The following is a 22,784-nucleotide window of genomic DNA, read 5'->3' on the forward strand; positions in this document are numbered from 1 at the left end:
AGCCCATACGGATCCCCCGCAGATCCGTGAATGTCATTTGATCGAGGGATTAGACAATGGCAAGCACCAATTTCCGCCCCCTTCATGACCGTGTCGTCGTTCGTCGCGTCGAGTCGGAAGAAAAGACCAAGGGTGGCATCATCATTCCCGATACCGCCAAGGAAAAGCCGCAGGAAGGCGAAATCGTCGCCGTCGGTTCCGGCGCTCGCGATGAATCCGGCAAGGTCGTGGCACTCGACGTCAAGGTTGGCGATCGCGTTCTGTTCGGCAAGTGGTCCGGCACCGAAGTAAAGCTCAACGGCGAAGACCTTCTGATCATGAAGGAAGCCGACATCATGGGCATCATCGGCTAATTTAGCCGGTTCCCTTTCCGATACAGCTGACGGGCCTTAAAGCCCGGAAAACGCGAATTCAGGAGTTTCAAACATGGCAGCTAAAGAAGTAAAATTCGGCCGCAGCGCCCGCGAAAAGATGCTTCGTGGCGTCGACATCCTCGCTGACGCAGTGAAGGTCACGCTCGGCCCGAAGGGTCGTAACGTCGTTATCGACAAGTCCTTCGGCGCTCCGCGCATCACCAAGGACGGCGTCACCGTCGCCAAGGAAATCGAACTCGAAGACAAGTTCGAAAACATGGGCGCCCAGATGGTCCGCGAAGTTGCTTCGAAGACCAACGACATCGCCGGCGACGGCACCACGACCGCAACCGTTCTCGCCCAGGCCATCGTTCGCGAAGGCGCCAAGGCTGTTGCAGCCGGCATGAACCCGATGGACCTGAAGCGCGGCATCGATCTCGCCGTTGCCGAAGTCGTCAAGGATCTCCAGGCCAAGGCCAAGAAGATCAACACGTCGGAAGAAGTCGCTCAGGTCGGCACGATCTCGGCAAACGGCGAAAAGCAGATCGGTCTCGATATTGCTGAAGCCATGCAGAAGGTCGGCAACGAAGGCGTTATCACGGTTGAAGAAGCCAAGACCGCCGAAACCGAACTCGAAGTCGTCGAAGGCATGCAGTTCGACCGCGGCTACCTCAGCCCCTACTTCGTGACCAACCCGGAAAAGATGATCGCCGACCTCGAAGATGCGTTCATCCTGCTCCACGAGAAGAAGCTCTCGAACCTGCAGGCCATGCTTCCGGTTCTCGAAGCCGTCGTTCAGACCGGCAAGCCGCTCCTCATCATCGCTGAAGACGTCGAAGGCGAAGCTCTTGCGACGCTAGTCGTCAACAAGCTGCGCGGCGGCCTGAAGATCGCTGCCGTCAAGGCTCCGGGCTTCGGCGATCGCCGCAAGGCCATGCTGGAAGACATCGCCATCCTGACGGGCGGCACTGTCATCTCCGAAGACCTCGGCATCAAGCTCGAGTCGGTTACGCTCGACATGCTCGGCCGTTCCAAGAAGGTTTCGATCTCCAAGGAAAACACCACGATCGTCGACGGCGCCGGCGCCAAGTCCGACATCGAAGGCCGCGTTGCCCAGATCAAGGCCCAGATCGAAGAAACCACTTCCGACTACGACCGCGAGAAGCTGCAGGAACGTCTTGCCAAGCTCGCTGGCGGCGTTGCCGTTATCCGCGTCGGCGGCTCGACGGAAGTCGAAGTGAAGGAAAAGAAGGACCGCATCGACGACGCTCTCAACGCGACGCGCGCTGCTGTTCAGGAAGGCATCGTACCGGGCGGCGGTACCGCTCTGCTGCGCTCTTCCACGAAGATCACCGTCAAGGGTGAGAACGACGACCAGGAAGCCGGTGTCAACATCGTTCGCCGCGCTCTGCAGGCTCCTTGCCGCCAGATCGCTGAAAACGCTGGTGATGAAGCCTCCATCGTTGTCGGCAAGATCCTCGACAAGAACGAAGACAACTGGGGCTACAACGCTCAGACGGGCGTCTACGGCGACATGATCGCCATGGGCATCGTCGACCCGGTCAAGGTCGTTCGCACGGCTCTGCAGGACGCAGCTTCGGTTGCCTCGCTGCTGATCACCACCGAAGCCATGATCGCCGAGCTGCCGAAGAAGGACGCTCCGGCTATGCCGGGCGGCATGGGCGGCATGGGCGGCATGGACATGATGTGATAGGCCATCGGCCTAATCACAGGAATGTCCATAAAGCTTCGCCCATGCACTCTTAGTGCTTCAGGCCGCCAAGCGGCCTGAAGTGGCGGCATGGACATGATGTGATAAGGCCTTAGCCTTATTAAGACTGTTCAATCCGGCATCCGGAATTGATGAAGGGCGGCCCTCGGGCCGCCCTTTTTAATTGTGCAGAAATGGTACAACCGCAACTGCACGCAAGTTTTCGTGATGTTGCAAATTTTGCAACTTGCCCATTGCTGTTTTCAAAAAAGCCCCTATAACTCCCAGCGCAGCGATTTTGGAGAGTTAGCTGCAATACACGTAATTTTTACTTCTTTTGGACACGCTTAACCTGCGGCTTGGCATGATCATGACCTTGGGCATCGGCGCTATCCGGATTTATTACTTGAAATGACTTCATAGACTGGAGCGCCACCCCGAAAGCATCGTCGACAGCGGATCAGCAGAGCTACGGCTCCGCATTTTCGTGGCGGCGGAACATGCAGGGAGACCTTCCATCCGAAGATATAAGGAATTCGAGTGAAGCGCGCGGGGGGCCATGCGCTCATGTGGGGATTATCTTGTTCAAGATTGCCAAGGCCAATTTTTCCGTACCCTTCGCACCCGGCTCGCTGGAGTTCGACGGCAATGATCCCGACTTCCTGGCGCAGTTCTGCATTTCCGAGGGTTGGACCGGCGATCTTTCCAGCGGCATCATCAAGCTCGGACAATGGAGCACGATGCTGCATGGCCTGAATGCGTCGGAATGCGGCCTACTGAGCCTGATGCATTGTTACGACATGCACGATCGGGTGCGTATCCTCGATCTTTTCGAACAGGCGGCGGCCGCCAATTCCTGCTTTTGCTATTCCACGACGACGCTTGGCGCCAACGGCCACCGCCAGCCGATCGTTTGCGTCGGTGAATCCGTTGCCGCCGACAAGCAGCACGTCGGCAGCATGGTCGGCGTCTTCCTGTTTCCCCGCTTCAAGCTGGAACCGGGCAGCCAGATCGCCATCCGGCAGTAGGCAGTAGGCCGAACCGCGATAACGGCGGCCCGAGCCGCCGCCATCGCGCCATGGCACCTTCAATCACGCTTCGGAATATTGAGACCGCGCTGGCTTGCCGGGCGCGCCAGAGCACGGTCCAGCCAGGCCATGACCAAGGGGAAGCTTTCGAGTTCGAGAACCTCCCTGCCGCCATAGAAGACGTCGACACCGCGGACCCAGGGGAACGTCGTGATGTCGGCAATGGTATACTCGTCTCCCATGATCCACTGACGCCCCGCCAGGCGGCTTTCGAGCACGCTCAACAAGCGCTTGGCTTCGTCGCGATAGCGCTCGACCGGATAGGGGTTGTTGGCGACCTTCTCGGCAGCGAATTTGAAGAAATGACCGAACTGGCCGAACATCGGCCCGACGCCGGCCATCTGGAAAAAGACCCATTCCAGCGTCTCGTAACGCCCGGCTGCATCGCCGGGAATGAGCTTGCCGGTCTTCTCCGCGAGATAGACCAGGATCGCGCCCGATTCGAACAGGCCGATCGGCTTCCCATCGGGGCCGTTGGGATCGATGATCGCCGGGATGCGGCCGTTCGGATTGAGCGAAACGAATTCGGGCGATTTCTGATCGTTGGTGCCGAAGGAGATCAGGTGCGGCTCGTAGGGCAGACCGAGTTCTTCCAGCGCGATCGATACTTTCACGCCGTTCGGCGTCGGCAGCGAATAGAGCTGGATGATGTCAGGATTGCTGGCGGGCCAGCGTTGCGTGATCGGAAAGGACGACAGATCGGCCATGGTCTTGCTCCTGAAGGCTATGATTTGGCGATTGAATTGGCGTCACCATAACCGATACGGCCCATATGGGAAGAGCGATCGCAGCGCGCCACTGTTCAATATTTGTGAACTAATTGTGCGCAGTTGTTTATCTTTTCAATTGCCTGAAAATCACGAATATCTGGCTCCAGAAATTGTCGCCACTCGATCCGAACCGAATTCACTGGAGATCGTCATGTCCAATACCAATAATGTCATCATCCTTGTGGCGCGCATCCTGCTCGCCTTCATGTTCATCTTCGCCGGCTTCGGCAAGCTGACCGATCCGGCAAGCACCGCCGGCATGATCGCCGGCGCCGGCCTGCCCGCCTCGACGCTGTTGACCTACGCCGCCGGCGCTTTTGAGTTCATCACCGGCGTCTGCGTGCTGATCGGCTTCCAGGTCCGCATCGTCGGCTGGCTGCTTGCCGCATTCTGCGTCTTCACCGGCGTCGTCTTCCACCTGCCGACCGTCAACGTTCCGGACTTCCCGGCTGCGGCCAACGGCTGGATCAACGGCCTGAACTTCGTCAACTTCCTGAAGAACATCACGCTTGCCGGCGCCTACATCATGCTCGCCATCAACGGCGCAGGCGTCTACTCGGTCGACGCACGCCGCGGCGCTTACGCAGCCGCCTGATCGACGGATACCCCCGAAGGCAAAAGGCCCGCCGATATCCCGGCGGGCCTTTTTGCGTGAATAACGGAACCGAGAAATCAGAGCGCGTTGCGCACGGCCGAAACGATGCGCTGGACTATCGGATCGCCGTCGTGGCTCTGCTTGCGGGCGCGCACCAGGCAAGCTTCCGAGCGCAGGATGATGCCATCCGACAGGATCTTCAGATGGTTCGCCCGCAGGGTCGAGCCGGTGGAGGTGATGTCGACGATGATATCGGCGGAGCCCGCAGCCGGCGCCCCTTCGGTGGCGCCGAGGCTTTCGACGATGCGATAGAGCTGGATGCCGTGCTGGCTGGAGAAGAACTGCTGCGTCAGCCGCCAGTATTTCGTGGCGACGGTCAGCCTGTGGCCATGACGGGTGCGAAAATCGGCGGCGACGTCGCCGAGGTCGGCCATGGTATCGACATCGAGCCAGATCTCCGGCACCGCGACGACGACATCGGCATGGCCGAAGCCGAGCCTTGCGCAGAATTCGACGCGGCGGTCGGCCTCCGCCATGCCCTCGCGCACGAGGTCTTCGCCGGTAATGCCGAAATCGACGCTGCCATTGCCGATCTCGCGCGAGATTTCCGAGGCCGACAGGAAAGCAATCTCGACGCCATCCCAGCCTTCGACGCGGCCGCGATAGGAGCGGTCATTGCCGACGGCGACGATGGGCATGCCGGCCCGCTCGAAGACGGCCGCGCAATCATCCTTCATCCGGCCCTTGGAGGGCAGCGCTATGGTGATGGTCATCGGGCAGCCCTCGCGGTTTCGATGCGATCGAGCCAGAGCGCGAAGCCGACGGCAGGAATACGGTCCCTGGCGCCGAGCAGGGTCATCAGCCGGTCGAAGCGGCCGCCGCCGGCCAGCACCGCGCTCGATCCTTCCACCGTCACCTCGAAGACGAGGCCGGTATAATAGTCGAGCGGGCGGCCGAAGGCGGCGCGATAGTCGATCTTGGAGGCATCGACGCCGGCATTGGCCAATGCCGCGACCCGCGCATCGAAGCTTTCCAGGGCGCTGCCCAGCTTCAGGCCCGCGGCATCGGCAAAGCCTGCCAGTGTGGCAGAGGCGTCCGCCAAGGGCACGCTCAGGGACAGAAACTCCTCCAACACGAGGAAGGCGGCGTCATCGAGCCGCGTTTCCGACAGGACCAGCTTCTCGCGGAGGCGCCGGGCGATTTCCTGCGGCGAGCGGCTGGCATTGGTGGAATAGCCGGTTGCCTGCATGGTGGCGTCGATGTGCTTGACCAGCCCCTGCTCGTCGCCGCGGTTGAGAAAATCAAGAACATGCGCATCGAGGCCGGTGACCGGCTGCGGGCTTGCCAGACGCGCCAGAAGGGTTTCGAGCTGCATCATGTTGCCGAAGGCGTGGATCAGCCGCTTCTGCCAGCCGGACGGCAGCCCCAGTGCCTGGACGACGGCTTCGAACACGGCCTGATCGCCCAGCGTCACGGAAAGCGGTTTTCCCGGGACGAGCCGGTTCAGGATGCCGATGGCGTCGCCGATGGCGCGGGCGTCGGCGCTTGCCGTATCGCCGTCGCCCAGATCCTCGATGCCGGCCTGATAGAACTCATGGCCGCCTTCGCGGCGCTGGCGAAAGATCTCGCCGAGATAGGAATAGCGCTTCGGCGTGCCGGTGGCGGTTTCGATATGGCGCAGGCAGACGGGGATGGTGAATTCCGGGCGCAGGCAGAGGCTGGCGCCGGTCTCGCTTTCGGTCATGAAGATGCGGCGGCGAAGATCCTCGCCGGCCATGTCGAGAAACGGCTCGGCCGGCTGGATGATGGGCGTATCCACCCTCTCCGTCCGGCGGCCGATAAACTCGTCCAACAGATCGCCGGCAAAATCCGGGAGGTTGATCAGGGGCATGGGATCAGACCTCTACCAAAGTCCCTCATCCGGCCTGTCGGCCACCTTCTCCCCGTTTGGACGGAGAGAAGGGGATGGGCGCGCTTTCCGTCATCCCGAACCTTTGCGAGAATCGATGGGCTACTGCGAAAAAGGTCGTTCCCTCTCCCCGCCAGCGGGGAGTGGGCTAGGGTGAGGGGCAAAGCCACGCACTCAGACATTCCCGAGCGCCCTCTTCCGGTCTTCCGCCTGTGCCGCCAGTATTTCCAATACCTTGGCGACCAATTCTGCCTCCGGCACGACATCCTGCGCGACGCGGGCCTCGCGCCAGCTGGCATTGTCCTCGATCTCGCCGGAGAGGCGCTTGCCCTCGATCAGGTCCTTGAGCTGGACGACACCCTGGGCGCGCTCGTCGCCACCCTGGATGATGGCGATCGGGCAGCCGCGACGATCGGCATATTTCAGCTGGTTGCCGAACTTCTTCCAGTTGCCCTGGAACATTTCCGCACGGATGCCGGCAGCGCGCAGCTGCTGCGTGAAGCGCTGGTAGCGCCCCATGGCGTCGACATCGCCGTCCATGACGGTGACGAGGACCGGCTCGATCACCTCTTCCACGCCAAGCTTGCCGAGGTTCTTCAGCGCCGTCATCAGGCGCGAGACGCCGATGGAGAAGCCGGTGGCCGGCACAGGCTGGCCCATGAAGCGCGAGACGAGCCCGTCGTAACGACCGCCGCCGCCGACCGAGCCGAAGACGACCTTTTCGCCCTTCTCGTTGGTGACGTCGAACAGCAGTTCGGCCTCATAGACGGGGCCGGTGTAATATTCGAGGCCACGCACGACCGACGGATCGATCTTGATGCGATCCGCCTGGTAGCCGGCGCTGGTGACGAGGCTACCGATGAAATTCAGCTCGTCGACGCCCTCGACGCCCTTGGACGTGCCGGCAACCAGCTCGGCGAGCCGGACGGCATTTTCGGCGTAGTCCTTGATGCCGACGAAGAAGAGCACCTTGTCGATCTGATCGGCATCGAGGCCGGCGCCCTTGGTGAAATCGCCGGATTCGTCCTTGCGGCCGGGGCCGAGCAGCAGCGCCACCCCTTCCGGGCCGAACTTGTCGAGCTTGTCGATGGCGCGCAGCACGTTGAGGCGCTGGGCGGCCTTGTCATCGCCGCCGAGGCCGATCGCTTCCAGAACGCCGTCGAGAACCTTGCGGTTGTTGACGCGGATCACATAGTCGCCGCGCTTGATGCCGAGGGCTTCCAGCGTATCGGCCATCATCATGCACATCTCGGCATCGGCCTGCACGCCCGGCGCACCGACGGTATCGGCATCGAACTGCATGAACTGGCGGAAGCGGCCCGGGCCCGGCTTCTCGTTGCGGAAGACGTAGCCGGCGCGATAGGTGCGGTAGGGAAGCTGGATCTCGTTGAAATTCTCGGCGACATGGCGGGCCAGCGGCGCCGTCAGATCGTAGCGCAGCGACATCCACTGCTCGTCGTCGTCCTGAAGCGAGAACACGCCTTCGTTCGGCCGGTCGCTGTCGGGCAGGAACTTGCCGAGCGCATCGGTATATTCGAACAGCGGCGTTTCGACGGGATCGAAACCATAATGCTCGTATACCCTACGGATCTTTGCGGTCATCTCGTTGACGGCGCGAATATCGCTGGCCGAACGATCGACAAAGCCACGCGGCAGGCGGGCCTTGAGCTTCTGCGGTTTCTTTTGTTTGTCGCTCATCTGTAGGGTAATCCGGTACGGGAACAGTGGCGGTTAACTAGCGGATTGGGCGGAATGCGGCAAGGATTGTTATATGTTAGCGACCGACAAAACCGACAAAAACCAGCGAAGGCGGCATAGAGACCATGCCATATGCGATCGTTTTGAAATGCACTGATGACAGCGCCGCTCCGGTTTTGAATCTCTGGCAGGAGGCCAGCAGGTTCGAAACCTCTCCGTCGATGCAAGCCCTGAACTATCCGCCGCATCTGACGCTGGCCGTCTATCAGGACATCGCCTTGCCCTCACTGTTCGCCGCGGCACGCAACGTCTTCGACAAGATGCCGCCCCTGTCGATTGAATTTTCCGGTATCGGCCATTTTCCAAACGAGATGCTGGTGCTTTGGGCACGTCCCGCGGACGATCGCGTCTTGAGGCGGATACACAGCGCCATTCACGATGAGATCGACCCTGCCCTTTGCCACGAGCATTCCCGTCCGGATCGCTGGCAGCCGCATTGCACCATTGCAATGAAAATTCCCGCCGGCGCCACGGAGGAGGCGTTGAAATGGGCGGCGGGAACGCCGGCGCGATTTGCGCTCGTCTTCGACGCGGTGGATTGTCTGAGCTTTCCTCCGGTTGAAATCTTGCAAGAAGTCAAACTGCTGCCCTGATCGGCCGCCAGTGTCCAGACGACGCAGTTTGCACTTGCCTTCGCGGGCTACACGGCTAGGTTTCTGTTCATGCGCTTGCTTGCGATCCTGACAATGCTGGTTGCCTGGTTGCTCTACGGTGCCATGCCGGCGCTGGCGAATTGTCCTGTCTGCGATTCCGCCGCGGCGATGCCTGCGACTGCGAGCATGAACATGCATCAAGGCATGGCGGATATGCCCGGAATGGCTGGCCATGGCGATATGGCCGAACATCAGGGGAAGAAGCCGGAAAACCCCTGTACTGGCGGGATGGCGCATGTGGCCTCCTGTGCTGCCTGCCTCGCCTTGACGCCGGCACTTGCGGCCGCAAGCGGCAAGCAAACATTCTCCTATCCGGCGCCCATGCAGGGGCAGCGTCTTGCCGGCTCGCGTCCGCAGCCGATGGCACCCCCTCCCCGTTTCGCCTGAGGATTATTTGCATCCATCCAGCGAGCGGCCTCCCGCTCGGATTCAGATACCGTCCGGAAACGGAAAGGACACCCATGTCTACTTCTAAATCGCTGATCCTCGCCGGCCTATTTGCCCTCACCCTCACCCTTCCTGCCTTGGCCGACGACATGTCGGGCATGGATATGAGCAAGCCGATGGGCGACCAGGGCGCTTCCAGCAAGGCTTACAACGATGCCATGAGCAAGATGCACAAGGACATGATGCTCACCTACAGCGGCGACGCCGACGCCGATTTCGTCCGCGGCATGATCCCGCACCATCAAGGCGCGATCGACATGGCCAAGATCGAGCTGAAATACGGCAAGGACCCCGAACTGCGCAAACTGGCCCAAGGCGTCATCACCGCGCAGGAAGCCGAGATCAAGGAGATGAAAGCCTGGCTGAAGAAGCACGGCAAGTAATTCATCGAAAGACGAGAGGCGGCGTCTGCGTCGCCTCTCTCACCGCCCGGAAACGGCCGAGAGAAGAGCCTGTCCTGCCGGTCTGAAACGGCGCTGTATTGGCAAGGCAGAGCCGCGTATTCGCCGAGGCGCCCGCATCCGGGACGGCCCCAATTGTCATACGCTCAATCCATGACCTCGGGCAGGCGCGCGGCCAGCAGGTCGATCACTGCGCGCATCTTCAATGAAAGCTGCGGCGTCTGCGGCCAGACGGCATAGACGTTGACCTCGCGGCTGGAAACAGTCTTCAGCGCCGGCGCGAGCGTGCCGGCGGCCACGTAGTCGCGCACCAGCCAGCAGGGCAGCCACGCAATTCCCATTCCCGATGCCGCCGCGTCCGCGATGACCTCCAGATCGTCAAGGCGCAGCCGCGTTTCCGGAAAATAGTCGACGGCCGTGCCGTCATTCTCCAGCAGAGCCCATCTCTTCGTCTCGCCCGATCTCGCATAGACGATCAGGTCGTGACCATCGAGATCGGCAATGGTTCGCGGCGCACCTCTCGCGGCAAGATAATCCGGCGATGCGCACAGCATCATGCGATGGACGGCGATCTTGCGCGCGGCGAGGCCGGCTTCGTCGCGCAGCACGCCGTTGCGGATGGCAAGATCGAAACCTTCGTCGAAAAGATCGACCACGCGATCGCTGAAGGAGAGATCCAGTTCGAGCTTGGGGTGCATGCGGGCAAGCTCCAGCAGCAGCGGCGCCGCGCAGCGCCGGCCGAAGAGCACGGGCATGGAGATGCGCAGGCGTCCCGTAACCTCGCGTTTGCCCGATTCCAGCATGGCCTCGCCCGATTGTATCTCGTCCAGCGCCCGGCGGCAGCGCTCGTAGAAGGCCTGACCTTCGTCCGTCAGGCTCTGCATGCGGGTGGTGCGGTGAAACAGGCGCACGTTCAGACGCCTCTCCAGCTTCGCGATGGTCTTGCCGATCGCCGAGCGCGACAGGTTCAGGCGTGCCGCCGCCGACGAAAAGCCGCCGGCCTCGACCGCCTCTACAAATTCCGGAATGCCGCTGAACATGTCATTCATGACGATTGCTTCCTTCGGGGAACCAGTTAGCGGAAATAATATCGCCACTGGCGATGCGGAGGCAACGATATAGTAGGCCCATTGCTTCCTATTCCTCTCAGGAGATCATGATGACGCAGACCATGAAGCGCTGGACCCTCGATACGATCGCCGTCGGCGCTCCCTTGAACCTTACGGAAACGGCGGTTCCCACGCCTGCGCGCGGCGAAGTCCTCGTGCGGGTCAAGGCCGCCTCGCTAAATTATCGCGACAAGCTCGTTCGCGAGACCGGCATGGGGCTGCCGATCCAGTTTCCCTTCGTTCCGGCCTCCGACATGGCAGGCGTGGTCGAAGCGGTGGGAGACGACGTCACCAGATTTTCGGTCGGCGATCGGGTCATTTCCACTTTCCATCCCGGCTGGATCGACGGCAAGCCGCTCGGCGACGCTCGAAACCCTCCCTACAAGACGCTCGGCGGGGTCTATCCGGGCGTGCTCTCCGAATATATCGCCATGCCGCAGGATTGGTTCGTGCCGGCGCCGAAGAGCCTCGATTATGCCGAGGCAAGCACGCTGCCCTGTGCCGGCCTGACGGCATGGTTCGCGCTGGTCGAGCGTGGCAAGGTCAAGCCCGGTGACAGCGTATTGGTGCAGGGAACCGGCGGCGTGGCGCTGTTCGGCCTGCAGATCGCCGCCGCGCAGGGAGCCGAGGTCTTCGTAACCTCATCGGGACCGGAAAAGCTCGTGCGGGCCAAGGCGCTCGGTGCCCATCACGGCATCGACCGCAACAAAAGCGACTGGGTGGAGGAGGTCTATCGCCTTACCAACGATCGCGGCATCGATCACATTTTCGAAATTGCCGGCGGGCCGAACTTCGCCCAATCGCTGAAGGCGGTGGCGCCTCATGGCCGGATTTCCGTCATCGGTGTCCTCGAGGGCTTCGACATCACCGGCCCGTCGGCGCCGCTGCTGCTGAAATCGCCGGTCGTGCAGGGCATCGGCGTCAGCCATCGCCGCGCGCTGGAAGATTTCGTACACGCGGTCGACAACATCGGCCTGAAGCCCGTCATCGACCACCGCTATGCGCTCGACGAGGTTCCGGCAGCCTTCGACCATCTCGATCGCGGCCCCTTCGGCAAGATCGTCATCGAGCTGTGATAGCAGCCGGGCCGCCACGACGAGCGGCGGCCCGGCCTCTGCATGACATCAGGCCTTCGGCTCGAACGGCTGCGGCACGCGCTGGGCGCCCTGGCGGGCCAGCATCCAGCCGGGATATTCGGCCGGAAGCGCGCTGACCTGATCCAGCTTCGCGATGTCGTCGCCATCGAGCTTCAGCCTGACGGCGGCGAGATTCTGATCGAGCTGGTCGAGACGCTTGGCGCCGATGATGATGCTGGTGACGAAGGGCTTCGCCAGGATCCAGGCAAGCGCCACGGTGGCGACGTTGGAGCCGTGCTTTTCCGCCACTTCGCGCATGGCCGCGACGCAGGCCCAGGCACGGTCCTTGTCGACGGGCGGGAAATCGAAGCTCGCGCGACGACCCTCGCCATTACCGGGAGCGCCCGGACCGTACTTGCCGGACAGCAGGCCGCCGGCGAGCGGCGACCAGACCATGAGGCCGAGCTTTTCCTCCGCCATCAGCGGCACGATATCGCGTTCCAGATCGCGGCCGGCGATGGAGTAATAGGCCTGCACCGTTTCGAAGCGGGCAAAGCCGCGGCGTTCGGAAATGCCCAGCGCCTTGGCGATGCGCCAGGCCTGCCAGTTTGAAACGCCGACATAGCGCACCAGACCGCGCGAAACGAGATCGTCCATGGCCCGCAGCGTCTCTTCGATGGGCGTTACGGTGTCCGTGGCATGGATCTGATAAAGGTCGATATGATCGGTCTGCAGGCGGTCGAGGCTGGCCTGCACGGAGTCCATGATATGGCCGCGAGACGCGCCGCGGTCGTTCGGCTTGTCGCCCATGACGCCATAGACCTTGGTGGCGATGACGACATCCTTGCGGGGAACGCCGAGGTTCTTCAGGGCCTGGCCGAGCAGCTTTTCGGAGTTGCCGAAGGAATAGACGTCGGCGGTGTCGATGAAGTTGACGCCGGCGGCAAGCGAGCTTTCGACGATCTTGTCGGCCATAGCCTGGTCGACGTCGGCGATGGCCCCCCATGGGCTGCCGGGATTGGCTTCGCCGAAGGTCATCGTGCCCAGGCAGAGTTCGGAAACGAACAGGCCGGTATTGCCGAGTTGATTGTAACGCATAGGAAAAATTCCCTTTTGGTCAGCCGGAAGAATGCTTCCGGCCGGTGGACTCTTATTCTCTTGGCTATAATTTGGCCTCGGCACGGCAGCCGCTGTCGGCGCCACCGCGGAGAGGTCATAAGACAGTCGTCGAGACGCGGCTCTGGCTCCGCGTCGATCGAGACAACAACGACATAATGCACCGAAATCCGATTTCAACGCGAGACCCATGATCGATCACGATGCGGTTACCGGTGCCTGCTCTTGCTTCCGCTTCGTTGCAGGATAGACTCGGGGCTTTATGTCATGCGCAGAACGGACATACCGATGACGCAACGCCCCCTGACCACGATCGGCTTCGACGCCGACGACACGCTATGGCAGAACGAGCAATTCTACCGGCTGACGGAACTGCAGTTTACCGCCCTTCTCACCGATCACGCCGCCAGCGACGTCATTACCGCGCGGCTGCTGGAGGCGGAGAAACGCAACCTGCGCCACTATGGCTTCGGCATCAAAGGCTTCACTCTCTCGATGATCGAGACGGCCATCGAGATCACCGAAGGAAACGTGCCTGCCAACGTCATCGCGCAGATTCTCGATATAGGCCGCGATCTTCTCGCCCATCCCGTCGAAACCCTGCCGCACGTCCGCCAGACGCTGGAGGCGCTCTCGGGCAAATACCTGCTGGTGCTGATTACCAAGGGCGATCTCTTCGACCAGGAGCGCAAGCTTGCCCAATCCGGGCTCGGCGACCTTTTCGATGCGGTCGAAATCGTCTCGGACAAGAACGCCTCCACCTATCGCCGCATCTTCTCCAAGGTGGGAGATGGGCCGGAACGGGCGATGATGATCGGCAATTCGCTGAAATCGGACATCGTGCCGGCGCTCGCGGCCGGAAGCTACGGCGTCTTCGTGCCGCACGAGTTGACCTGGTCGTTCGAACATGTCGAGGAGCCGACCGAAGCGCCGCGTTTCCGCAAGATCGGCCATCTCGGCGAGCTGTACAGCGTGATCGAGGCGCTGTCGTAGGCCCTATTGCCCCTGCTTCGAACGCGGCGGGAAGAGCATCGGCCCCTGGTCCTTCTGCTGGTCGGCAGGCGCCTGTTGCGCGGCCGGCGGATTGGGGTCGATAAGGATCTCGTAAGGGGCGCCGAGACCGCGGCGACGGGTGACGCGCGAATAATACGGCTTGATCAGCCAGGTCGTATCCTCGTTGACGGTGACATCGGCCGTATTGCCATCCTCATCCGTGCCGAAGAAGGATTCGTCATCGTTCGAGGAAAGATCGAAGATCGCCATATAGGCATATTTGCTTTTGGAGCTGAAGGTGACCCGCACATGCTGGCCCTTCTTGAGCGGCAGCGTATAGACCTTGCCCTTGCCGAACTTCGTCCAGCCCGTCAGCTTCTCGAGAACGGCCGGAAAGCCGATCTTCTCGATTTTCTCGCCGCGATCGAGCTGCGGCAGCTGCTGTTGCTGGGTGTCGCTTTGAGCCTGGGCGGCCGCGGTACCGAACAGTACGAGCGTCGCCAATGAAAGGCCGAGAAGCGCGGCTCTCATGGCCGCACCAATGCGCAGCGCATCGCCTCCACCTCTTTCCGGCAATAGCAGCCTTCGATGTGATCGTTGACAAGGCCCATGGCCTGCATGAATGCATAGACGGTGGTCGGGCCGACGAACGTCCAGCCGCGCTTCTTCAAATCCTTCGAGATCCGCACGGAGACGGGTGTCGTCGGGTTGGCGCGCAGATGCGCAAGGTCGAGGATCTCGGGCCGTTCGGCAGCAGCCGGCTCATAGCCCCAGAAATAGCGGGCAAGCGATCCGAATTCGTCACGCAGCGCGATAGCCCTCCGGGCATTGTTGATGGTCGAGACGATCTTGCCGCGATGGCGGATGATGCCGGCGTCGCCGACGCAGCGCTCGATATCGGCATCATCGAACCTGGCGACCTTCTCGAAATCGAAGCCGGCAAAGGCGGCGCGGAAATTCTCGCGCTTGCGCAGGATGGTCAGCCAGGAGAGGCCCGACTGAAAGCCCTCGAGGCAGATCTTCTCGAAGAGCCTGATGTCTTCGACGACCGGACGGCCCCATTCCTCGTCGTGGTAGCGCTGGTATTCCGGCAGGTTGCCGTGCCAGAAGCAACGGTCCCTGCCGTCTTCCCCGGTGATGATGCCCGTTTCGGCCATTTTTGCGATTCGTCCCCTATTTCAGCGTGCGCTACCGGAAACCGGTATGCAGATATCGGATAAAACCAGATCAATCAAACGCTTAAAATCATAGGCGCATTTGGGCGATCGCGCATTCCGATTCCAGATTTACCACTTGCAAACCATCTTTCCAAACCAGGCGGTAACCCTGACAAAGCTTTATCGGCTTCGCGGCATTTTGATGAATAGATGTTTACCATTCGCTCGCGTGCAAGTGGCACCATGGTTTCGACCGGGTGCTGTCGCACCCATCCTCGGCCCATGTGTAGAGAGTTTGTCCGATGATGAAACATGCCATTTTATGTGCCGCCGGCGCTCTGAGCCTGCTTGCCTCCACCGCCTTTGCCAACGACCGCTATCAGTCGCGGCCGCCCGTCATCGTCAGCCCCGACTTGACCGCTCCCTGGGTGACGCAGCTTGGCGGCGGCAGCGTACAGCCGGTCGTCTACCCCCGCCCGATGGCGCGGCGCGTGGCCGATCCCAGAATGGAACAGCAGGCCAATCCGCAAGTGCGCCAGGTGGTTCAGCCGCGCGGCCTGTTTTCGCGCCCGATCGTTCAGCAGGTCGCCGTCGTCCGTCCGCAATATCCGGCCATCCGCGGCCAGCTCGATCCGCAGTTCCTGCCTCAGGTGGTCGACTACCAGACCAAGGAAAAGCCCGGCACCATCGTCATCGATACCAACAACCGCTTCCTCTATCTGGTGATGGACGGCGGCAAGGCGCGGCGCTATGGCGTCGGCGTCGGCAAGCCCGGTTTCGAATGGGCCGGTGCCCATACCGTGACCCGCAAGCAGGAATGGCCGGACTGGACGCCACCTGCCGAAATGGTCTCCCGCGAAGCCGCCAAGGGTCACTATCTCCCGGCTCACATGGAAGGCGGCGAAGCCAATCCGCTCGGCGCCCGCGCCATGTATCTCGGCTCCACGCTCTATCGCATCCACGGCACCAACGCGCCCTGGACGATCGGCAACGCCGTCTCCTCCGGCTGCATCCGCCTGCGCAACGAGGATGTCACCGACCTCTACAATCGCGTAAAGGTCGGCACCCGCGTCATCGTGATGTGATCCGAGCCGCCGTGCAAATGGCACGGCGATCTCATTGCCGGCCGAAAGGCCATCGAGTTCGCCGCGCCGGAATGCTCCTCACTATAGTCCGGACTATAGCCAAAACAGCGATAGAAGAGATGAATACTCCACCCGACCATTCTTCGTATCGGGCATTTTGATCTTGATCCCCTCGTCGGTTCCGGTAGTTTCCTACTGAATTCAACGAGGGGAATGCCATATGAAAGCAGCATTATCGGTCGTGGCGACAGGCGTCGTTGCGGCGTGTCTACTTGCAGCGTCGAATGCAGCAGCCTTCACCGCCTCCGCACCCTATACGGCACCGGCCACACGCGGCGACGTGATCCGGGTCGCGATGGAGCCGCAGGGGCAGGTCAAGCCGCAGTTCCAGCGCCGCATGGTGCGGCTGGCGACAAGCGAGGCGCCGGGGACGGTCATTGTCGATACCAACAACAAGTATCTCTATCTCGTCGAAGGCAACAACCGCGCAAGACGCTATGGCATCGGCGTCGGCCGCGACGGCTTCGGCTGGTCGGGCGTCGTCAAGGTCGGCCGCAAGGCGGAATGGCCGGGCTGGACGCCGCCGCCGGAAATGCGGGTGCGCGAAGCCAAGAAGGGCCACAAGCTGCCGGCCTTCCAGGAAGGCGGCGAGGACAATCCGCTCGGCGCGCGCGCCATGTATCTCTATCGCAACGGCAACGACACCGCCTTCCGCATCCATGGCACCAACCAGCCGTGGAGCATTGGCCTGAACATGTCTTCCGGCTGCATCCGCATGATGAACAAGGATGTGATCGATCTTTACGAGCGGGTCCCCGTCGGCACCAAGGTGATCGTCGTTGGCCCCGGCAACAAGCAGGGCGAAGTCAGCTTCCAGGATCGCGGCATCGACATATTGAGAACGATGTTCGGCAGCTGAGCGAGGCAATTATCGCCTCGTTCCCGCATCGGTCCGCATGCATCGAGGGGCGCGCCGAACTTCGGCATGGCATCAGCCATGCGGGTTCGGGCGTCCGGACGGACGGCGATGCGTCTCTCCCCATACCCCGCACGCGGAGAATACACTGTTGCGCCTGCGTTACAGCCTGAAGCTTATCGCTCCGGGCCGCAGCAAGATCGCCCCTTCCCTTCAGCTGACCGTCAGTTTTCCCGCTTAGGCCATGCCTGCCGACCGGTGACCGCAATAGTAGTGTCACGGAAGCGCGCTTAGATAGCAGCACTGTGCCATCCGGGGATCTCATATGCATCGTGCATTCCGCATCAAGCAGCCGGCTCTTGCCGCGTTTGCCATTTCAGCATTGGTATTTACCGCCAGCTCTGCTTCGGCGGAAATGCAATTTTCCGCCTACGGCGGCGTACAGGGTGCGACAGGCAGCAACGTCACCACATCCGACGGCGCCGATTTCGACCCCAACTGGTCGGGCAAGTCCTTCAAGATGCCGCCCTATTTCGGCTTCCGCGGCATCTGGTGGCTCGACCAGTTCGACAAGCCGAACTGGGGCGTGTCGCTGGACTACTCGCATGCGAAGGTCTACGGCGATCTTGGCAATACGCCCGGCTGGTCGCATTTCGAATTTACCGACGGCCTGAACATGCTGACGCTGAACGCGCTCTACCGCTTCCAGGATCCAGGCCGCAACTGGACGCCCTATGTCGGCCTCGGCGCCGGTATCAACGTGCCGCATGTCGAAGTCACCCGCGCGTCCGGCCGCACCTTCGACTACGAATTCGGCGGCGCTTCGCTGCAGGCGCAGGCCGGCGTTAGCTATCAGTTCGCCAAGCACTGGTCGACCTTCGTCGAATACAAGGGCAACTACAATTTCGTAAACGACGTCTCCATCGACAGCGGCGATACGCTGAAGACGAAGGTTTTCACCCACGCCCTCAACTTCGGTGTCTCGTTCAACTTCTAGAAACAGCTTTCTCGACGTCGCCGGGACCTCCAAACCGGTTCAGGCCCGGGGGATAATGTGCTAGGCTACGGCACATGAGCTTTCACTATTACCGCTGCGACTGGATCCATCCGGAAAGCGAGGAGCCGGTCATCGTCTACTACGAGGTCGATGTCGCCGGCGACGTCCCGCGGCTCATCGACGTGTTTGCCGATGGCCGCCGCCAATGCATGTCGGTCGCCGATCTTGCCTTGCGCGGACGAGACATGCAGCGCCTTACCAGCCTTGTGGAAGGCTCGTTTTACGACGGCATCGCCGGCCTGGCCGACGGCATTTTCTTCGAGGAAGGGCAGGAGCGCATCAGCATGACGCGCATTGCAGCCGATCGGTTCGAGGTCGAGTGGCAAGCGCACTGGTCGCCGCTGTCGGGCGGACTTCATTAAGCGGCGGCTGGCTGCAGCCCTCTCAGCTTTGCCGGCATATCGCCGCCATAGGCCCAATCCAGCAGTTCCACCGTATGCAGGATGGGAATGGCGGTTCCCGTGGCGATCTGCGTGATGCAGCCGATATTGCCCGTAGCGATGATGTCGGCCTTTGTCGCTTCGATGTTCCTGACCTTGCGCGCCTTCAGCTCGGCCGAAATCTCCGGCTGCATGATGTTGTAGGTGCCGGCGGAGCCACAGCAGAGATGTCCTTCCGCCGGGTCGCGCACGGTAAAGCCCGCAGCCTTCAACAGCAGCTTCGGCGCCATGGTGATCTTCTGCCCATGCTGCATGGAACAGGCGGAATGATAGGCGACCGTGACGCCGCGCGGCATATGCGACGGCAGGTCGAGGCTTGCGAGATATTCGGTGATGTCCCTGGCAAGGGCCGAAACCTTTGCCGCCTTTTCGGCATAGGCCGGATCGAGGCGCAGCATGTGCCCGTAATCCTTGATCGTCGTGCCGCAGCCGGAGGCGGTGATGACGATGGCGTCCAGCCCCCCGGCCTCGATCTCGCGTATCCACACATCGACATTGGCGCGGGCGGCGGCAAGCGCCTGTTCCTCGCGCCCCATGTGATGCACCAGCGAACCGCAGCAGACCTCGCCTTCCGGCGCCACCACCTCGACGCCGAGGCGCGTCAGCAGACGGATGGTCGCCGCGTTGATCTCCGGATCGAGCACAGGCTGGGCGCAGCCGGTCAGTATCGCCACGCGACCGCGCCGCTCCGCCTGCGGCTCATATCGGCCGGGCTTGGCGAAGGGCGACGGCGCCGGGACGTTGCGGGGCGCAAGATCGAGCATGGCGGCAAAGGCCTTCAACGCCGGAACACGCTTCAACATGCCCTTGAATGGCCGGCCGAGGCGCGCCAGCTGCAGAGCCAGCCGGAAGCGGCCGGGATAAGGGAGCACGGCAGCCAGCACATTGCGGGTCAGTCTATCCATCAGCGGACGCTTGTAGGTGTTCTCGACATGAGCGCGGGCATGGTCGATCAGATGCATGTAGTCGACGCCCGAAGGACAGGTTGTCGTGCAGGCGAGACAGGAAAGACAGCGATCGATGTGCGTGACCACTTCGGCATCGGCGGGCCGGCCGTTTTCCAGCATGTCCTTGATGAGGTAGATGCGGCCACGCGGACTGTCGAGCTCGTTGCCGAGCGTGACATAGGTCGGACAGGTGGCGGTGCAGAAGCCGCAATGCACGCATTTGCGCAGAATCGCCTCAGATTCCGCCACATGCGGATCGGCAAGCTGTTCGGGAGTGAAATTGGTTTGCATCTTATACACATCCCCACTTGAGCAAGATCTTGCCCCTCATCCGGCCTCCTGAGTTTTTGCCGAAGGGCGGCCACCTTCTCCCCGTATGGACGGGGAGAAGGGGATGGGCGCACCCTCCGTCATCCCTCAGCCTCTTTTGAGCCGATAAAGTCCCGCAAACACGGTCATCCCCTCTCCCCGCCTGCGGGGAGAGGGCTAGGGTGAGGGGCAATCGTAGACAATGCGCCATCAACCCATCTTCCCCGGATTGAAGATTCCCGCCGGATCGAACTTTTGCTTCACACGCGCCGAAAGCAGCGCCACCGCTTCGGGCTGAGGCTGGAAGGCGGCAGTTTCGGCGCGGGCGGCGGGGGTGGCGCGCAGCAGGGTCGCGTGTCCGCCGCCAAGGGCATGAATGTAGCGGCGCAGCAAGTCGCCTTCCGGCTCCGCTTCCATGCGCATCCAGACAAGGCCGCCCTGCCAATCGTAATAGGCGTCCACGCCTGCTTCCAGGCGAAGGGCCGCGACGAGCTGGTGGCCGACGCCGGGCGCCACCGACACACGCCAGATCGGGCGCGACGTGCCATCGGCATACGGCTTCACCTCGCGGATTTCCCGCCAGAGCCTGCGGCTGTCCTCCTCTTCGAGCCGCGTCACGGAACCGAGCCGGCCCATCGCTGCGGCGAGCTTCTCCCCCCGGACCGCGACGGAGCCGGGAAGACCTTCCAGGCGCAGCACCGTCGCCTCGCCCCGTGGCAGCTTGCCGTCGAGAAAAGACCAGGCGACCGTGAGCGGAAGGTGGGCGGCACCCGACACTTCCAGCGGCAAGGCCATGACAGCGGCCATTGCATTGGCCGCTTCCGCATCGTTGAGGCCGGATACGACGACGGTTTCTTCCGTCTTCGGTTTGGGCGGAACGCGGAAGGTCACCTCCGTCAGCAGTCCCAGGGTGCCGTGCGAACCGGCCATCAGCTTGACCAGATCGAGACCGGTGACGTTCTTCATCACCCGCCCGCCGGCCTTGACGATCTCGCCCCGACCATTGACGAAGCGGACGCCGAGCAGGCTGTCGCGCGCGGCACCGCTGACGAAACGGCGCGGACCGGAGACATTGGCTGCGAAAATGCCGCCGATCGTCGGCTCGCCTTCCGTCGCCATCAGCGGCCGATGATCCATCGGCTCGAACGCCATCATCTGGCCACCCTCGGCAAGGGCGGCTGCGATTTCCGCCACCGGCGTCCCGGCCCGGGCAGTCATCACCATCTCACCCGGATTATAGGCGACGATACCGGCAAGATCGCGCGACGACAGCAGCGCGTCGGATGCGACCGCATTGCCGAAACCGGACCGCGTGTTGCCGCCAACGATCGCAAGAGCCGCGCCCCGCGCCGTATGATCGCTGATGATGGAGGCCGCTTCCGCCTCCGTCTCGGGATGGAACTCGTTCATGCGGCGTTGCGCCCATCGAGAGGAAAGACCTTGGAGGGATTGAGGATCCAGTCCGGATCGAAGGCCGCACGGACCGACATCATCTGGGCAAGATCGACATCCGCATATTGATGCCGCATCAGGTCGCGCTTTTCGATGCCGACGCCGTGCTCGCCGGTGAGACAGCCGCCGGCATCGACGCAGAGCCGCAGAATATCGTTGCCGGCTGCCTCCGCCTTGGCGGCGTCCTCGGGATCGTTGGCATCGAACAGGATCAGCGGATGCATGTTGCCGTCGCCGGCATGGAAAACATTGGCGACGCGCAGACCGTAGCCGTCGATGATCTCGGCCGTCTTCTTCAGCACGTAGGAAAGCTGGCTGAGCGGCACGGTGCCATCCATGCAGATATAATCGGCAATGCGGCCGGTGGCGCCGAAGGCGGACTTCCGGCCCTTCCAGATCAAGGCAGCCTCCGTCGCCGACTGGCACTCGCGGACCGTCTTGACCTCATGCTTGCGGGCGATATCGACAATGCTTTTCAGCATGTCGTCCATTTCCGCCTCGGAGCCCTCCACCTCGACGATCAGGAGAGCGCCGACATCGAGCGGATAGCCTGCCTTTGCAAAGGCTTCGCAGATATCGATCGCCGGCTTGTCCATGAACTCGATGGCGACCGGAATGATGCCGGCTGCGATGACATCGGCCACGCAGGCGCCCGCCTCCTCGGAGGTATCGAAGCCGAACAGCACCGGCCGGGCGCCCTCCGGCTTCGCGATCAGGCGCACCGTCGCCTCGGTGACGATGCCGAGCTGGCCTTCCGAGCCGCAGACAAGGCCGAGCAGATCGTAACCGGAGGCGTCCAGCGCCTTGCCGCCGAGATCGACGACGGTGCCGTCGGTCAGCACCAGCTTGACGCCGAGCAGATTGTTCGTGGTGACCCCATATTTCAGACAGTGCGCACCGCCGGAATTCATGCCGATATTGCCGCCGATGGTGCAGGCAAGCTGAGAGCTCGGGTCCGGCGCATAGAAGAAGCCATCGGCCGAAACGCTTTCTGACACATGCAGGTTCGTCACCCCTGCCTGCACGGTCGCGGTGCGATTGGCGTAATCGATGTCGAGGATACGGTTCATCTTCGAAAGACCGAGAACGACGGCATCTTCCTGCGGGATGGCGCCACCGGAAAGCGAGGTGCCGGCGCCGCGCGGAACGACGGGGACGCCGTAGCGATGGCAGTATTTCATGACGGCGGCCACTTCCACCGTCGAGCGCGGCAAGGCGACCGCCAGCGGCAGGCGGCGGTAGGAGATGAAGGCATCGGTTTCGAAGGGCACGAGCTCGCGCGCCTCGTGGATCAGGCATTCCGGCGCCAGGAGATCGGCCAGGTCCGCCACGATGGCGCTACGGCGAGCCAGAACATCCGCACGCGGTTCCAGAAATGAAATGGCCTCGGCCATGCCGTCCTCCTCCTGCATCCGATTTCGGGCGCTGCCTCCTTTTAGCGC

24 protein-coding genes are annotated in these 22,784 nt (G+C 62.1%); 13 read left to right on the forward strand and 11 right to left on the reverse strand.

Annotation, left to right across the window (positions count from 1 at the left end; translation table 11 throughout):
- Window positions 1-56: 56 nt before the first annotated feature.
- The 3 genes from groES to GR212_RS00915 all read left to right on the forward strand — a co-directional run bounded on the left by groES (window position 57) and on the right by GR212_RS00915 (window position 3,092).
- Window positions 57-353 carry a co-chaperone GroES gene (gene groES, locus GR212_RS00905; RefSeq protein ID WP_004109735.1) on the forward strand — a complete coding sequence of 99 codons (297 nt, stop codon included), beginning with the start codon at window positions 57-59 and terminating at the stop codon, window positions 351-353.
- Between the two features lie 73 nt (window positions 354-426).
- A complete protein-coding gene (groL, locus tag GR212_RS00910) occupies window positions 427-2,064 on the forward strand; it encodes a chaperonin GroEL (RefSeq protein WP_163984582.1) in 1,638 nt (545 codons plus the stop codon).
- A gap of 581 nt (window positions 2,065-2,645) precedes the next feature.
- Window positions 2,646-3,092, forward strand: a complete 447-nt coding sequence (locus GR212_RS00915) for a hypothetical protein (RefSeq protein ID WP_204326220.1) — start codon at window positions 2,646-2,648, stop codon at window positions 3,090-3,092.
- Between the two features lie 59 nt (window positions 3,093-3,151).
- Here the strand turns inward: GR212_RS00915 and GR212_RS00920 are convergent, their stop codons facing one another.
- Window positions 3,152-3,859, reverse strand: a complete 708-nt coding sequence (locus tag GR212_RS00920) for a glutathione S-transferase C-terminal domain-containing protein (RefSeq protein WP_163984583.1) — start codon at window positions 3,857-3,859, stop codon at window positions 3,152-3,154.
- Between the two features lie 214 nt (window positions 3,860-4,073).
- On the opposite strand from GR212_RS00920, the gene GR212_RS00925 reads away from it, so the two are divergent.
- Entirely contained in the window at window positions 4,074-4,517 is a 444-nt protein-coding gene (locus GR212_RS00925) for a DoxX family protein (protein WP_163984584.1), read from the forward strand.
- A 77-nt stretch (window positions 4,518-4,594) separates the two neighbouring features.
- Here GR212_RS00925 and hisG read toward each other — a convergent pair whose 3' ends face one another.
- The 3 genes from hisG to hisS all read right to left on the reverse strand — a co-directional run bounded on the left by hisG (window position 4,595) and on the right by hisS (window position 8,124).
- A complete protein-coding gene (hisG, locus tag GR212_RS00930) occupies window positions 4,595-5,290 on the reverse strand; it encodes an ATP phosphoribosyltransferase (RefSeq protein WP_163984585.1) in 696 nt (231 codons plus the stop codon).
- On the reverse strand, window positions 5,287-6,408 hold the full coding sequence (locus GR212_RS00935) for an ATP phosphoribosyltransferase regulatory subunit (protein WP_163984586.1): 1,122 nt from the start codon (window positions 6,406-6,408) through the stop codon (window positions 5,287-5,289). The genes hisG and GR212_RS00935 overlap by 4 nt, the downstream gene beginning before the upstream one ends.
- A 192-nt stretch (window positions 6,409-6,600) precedes the next feature.
- Window positions 6,601-8,124, reverse strand: coding sequence for a histidine--tRNA ligase (gene hisS / locus GR212_RS00940; RefSeq protein ID WP_163984587.1), 1,524 nt, complete (start codon window positions 8,122-8,124; stop codon window positions 6,601-6,603).
- Between the two features lie 125 nt (window positions 8,125-8,249).
- On the opposite strand from hisS, the gene GR212_RS00945 reads away from it, so the two are divergent.
- From GR212_RS00945 to copM, 3 genes are all read left to right on the forward strand, one after another.
- A complete protein-coding gene (locus tag GR212_RS00945) occupies window positions 8,250-8,777 on the forward strand; it encodes a 2'-5' RNA ligase family protein (RefSeq protein ID WP_163984588.1) in 528 nt (175 codons plus the stop codon).
- Window positions 8,778-8,846: 69 nt separating this feature from the next.
- Window positions 8,847-9,224: a hypothetical protein gene (locus GR212_RS00950; RefSeq protein ID WP_163984589.1), complete on the forward strand. Its 378-nt coding sequence runs from the start codon at window positions 8,847-8,849 to the stop codon at window positions 9,222-9,224.
- A gap of 74 nt (window positions 9,225-9,298) precedes the next feature.
- Window positions 9,299-9,667, forward strand: coding sequence for a CopM family metallochaperone (copM, locus tag GR212_RS00955; protein ID WP_163984590.1), 369 nt, complete (start codon window positions 9,299-9,301; stop codon window positions 9,665-9,667).
- A gap of 164 nt (window positions 9,668-9,831) precedes the next feature.
- Here the strand turns inward: copM and GR212_RS00960 are convergent, their stop codons facing one another.
- Window positions 9,832-10,734 (reverse strand): LysR family transcriptional regulator, encoded by a 903-nt coding sequence (locus GR212_RS00960; RefSeq protein WP_163984591.1) that lies wholly within the window; start codon window positions 10,732-10,734, stop codon window positions 9,832-9,834.
- A 110-nt stretch (window positions 10,735-10,844) separates the two neighbouring features.
- Here GR212_RS00960 and GR212_RS00965 point away from each other — a divergent pair, with 110 nt between their 5' ends.
- The gene (locus tag GR212_RS00965; RefSeq protein ID WP_163985147.1) at window positions 10,845-11,870 is read left to right on the forward strand and encodes a zinc-dependent alcohol dehydrogenase family protein; all 1,026 of its coding nucleotides are present in this window, start codon (window positions 10,845-10,847) and stop codon (window positions 11,868-11,870) included.
- A gap of 48 nt (window positions 11,871-11,918) precedes the next feature.
- Here GR212_RS00965 and GR212_RS00970 read toward each other — a convergent pair whose 3' ends face one another.
- Window positions 11,919-12,968, reverse strand: a complete 1,050-nt coding sequence (locus GR212_RS00970; RefSeq protein WP_163984592.1) for an aldo/keto reductase — start codon at window positions 12,966-12,968, stop codon at window positions 11,919-11,921.
- A gap of 306 nt (window positions 12,969-13,274) precedes the next feature.
- Between GR212_RS00970 and GR212_RS00975 the strand changes: the two genes are divergently transcribed.
- Window positions 13,275-13,979 (forward strand): HAD family hydrolase, encoded by a 705-nt coding sequence (locus tag GR212_RS00975; RefSeq protein ID WP_163984593.1) that lies wholly within the window; start codon window positions 13,275-13,277, stop codon window positions 13,977-13,979.
- 3 nt (window positions 13,980-13,982) lie between these two features.
- Here the strand turns inward: GR212_RS00975 and GR212_RS00980 are convergent, their stop codons facing one another.
- Together GR212_RS00980 and GR212_RS00985 are read right to left on the reverse strand one after the other, a co-directional pair.
- Window positions 13,983-14,510: a hypothetical protein gene (locus GR212_RS00980; RefSeq protein WP_163984594.1), complete on the reverse strand. Its 528-nt coding sequence runs from the start codon at window positions 14,508-14,510 to the stop codon at window positions 13,983-13,985.
- Window positions 14,507-15,136, reverse strand: coding sequence for a DNA-3-methyladenine glycosylase I (locus GR212_RS00985; RefSeq protein ID WP_163984595.1), 630 nt, complete (start codon window positions 15,134-15,136; stop codon window positions 14,507-14,509). Before GR212_RS00985 ends, GR212_RS00980 begins: the two co-directional genes overlap by 4 nt.
- 302 nt (window positions 15,137-15,438) lie before the next feature.
- Between GR212_RS00985 and GR212_RS00990 the strand changes: the two genes are divergently transcribed.
- From GR212_RS00990 to GR212_RS01005, 4 genes are all read left to right on the forward strand, one after another.
- A complete protein-coding gene (locus tag GR212_RS00990; protein WP_163984596.1) occupies window positions 15,439-16,221 on the forward strand; it encodes a L,D-transpeptidase in 783 nt (260 codons plus the stop codon).
- A gap of 220 nt (window positions 16,222-16,441) precedes the next feature.
- Window positions 16,442-17,140 carry a L,D-transpeptidase gene (locus GR212_RS00995; RefSeq protein WP_163984597.1) on the forward strand — a complete coding sequence of 233 codons (699 nt, stop codon included), beginning with the start codon at window positions 16,442-16,444 and terminating at the stop codon, window positions 17,138-17,140.
- Window positions 17,141-17,462: 322 nt separating this feature from the next.
- Complete coding sequence (locus tag GR212_RS01000) at window positions 17,463-18,134, forward strand: outer membrane protein (RefSeq protein WP_163984598.1); 672 nt, start codon at window positions 17,463-17,465, stop codon at window positions 18,132-18,134.
- Between the two features lie 74 nt (window positions 18,135-18,208).
- Entirely contained in the window at window positions 18,209-18,556 is a 348-nt protein-coding gene (locus GR212_RS01005; RefSeq protein ID WP_163984599.1) for a DUF6881 domain-containing protein, read from the forward strand.
- Here the strand turns inward: GR212_RS01005 and glcF are convergent.
- The 3 genes from glcF to GR212_RS01020 form a co-directional block, all read right to left on the reverse strand.
- Window positions 18,553-19,872, reverse strand: a complete 1,320-nt coding sequence (gene glcF / locus GR212_RS01010; RefSeq protein ID WP_163984600.1) for a glycolate oxidase subunit GlcF — start codon at window positions 19,870-19,872, stop codon at window positions 18,553-18,555. The two genes, GR212_RS01005 and glcF, sit on opposite strands and share 4 nt — an antisense overlap.
- A 228-nt stretch (window positions 19,873-20,100) precedes the next feature.
- A complete protein-coding gene (locus tag GR212_RS01015) occupies window positions 20,101-21,300 on the reverse strand; it encodes an FAD-binding protein (RefSeq protein ID WP_163984601.1) in 1,200 nt (399 codons plus the stop codon).
- On the reverse strand, window positions 21,297-22,736 hold the full coding sequence (locus tag GR212_RS01020) for an FAD-linked oxidase C-terminal domain-containing protein (RefSeq protein WP_163984602.1): 1,440 nt from the start codon (window positions 22,734-22,736) through the stop codon (window positions 21,297-21,299). The genes GR212_RS01015 and GR212_RS01020 overlap by 4 nt, the downstream gene beginning before the upstream one ends.
- Window positions 22,737-22,784: the final 48 nt, after the last annotated feature.

Source organism: Martinezella lusitana, from assembly GCF_010668395.1.
In the GTDB taxonomy this organism is placed as follows: Bacteria; Pseudomonadota; Alphaproteobacteria; order Rhizobiales; family Rhizobiaceae; genus Rhizobium; species Rhizobium lusitanum_A.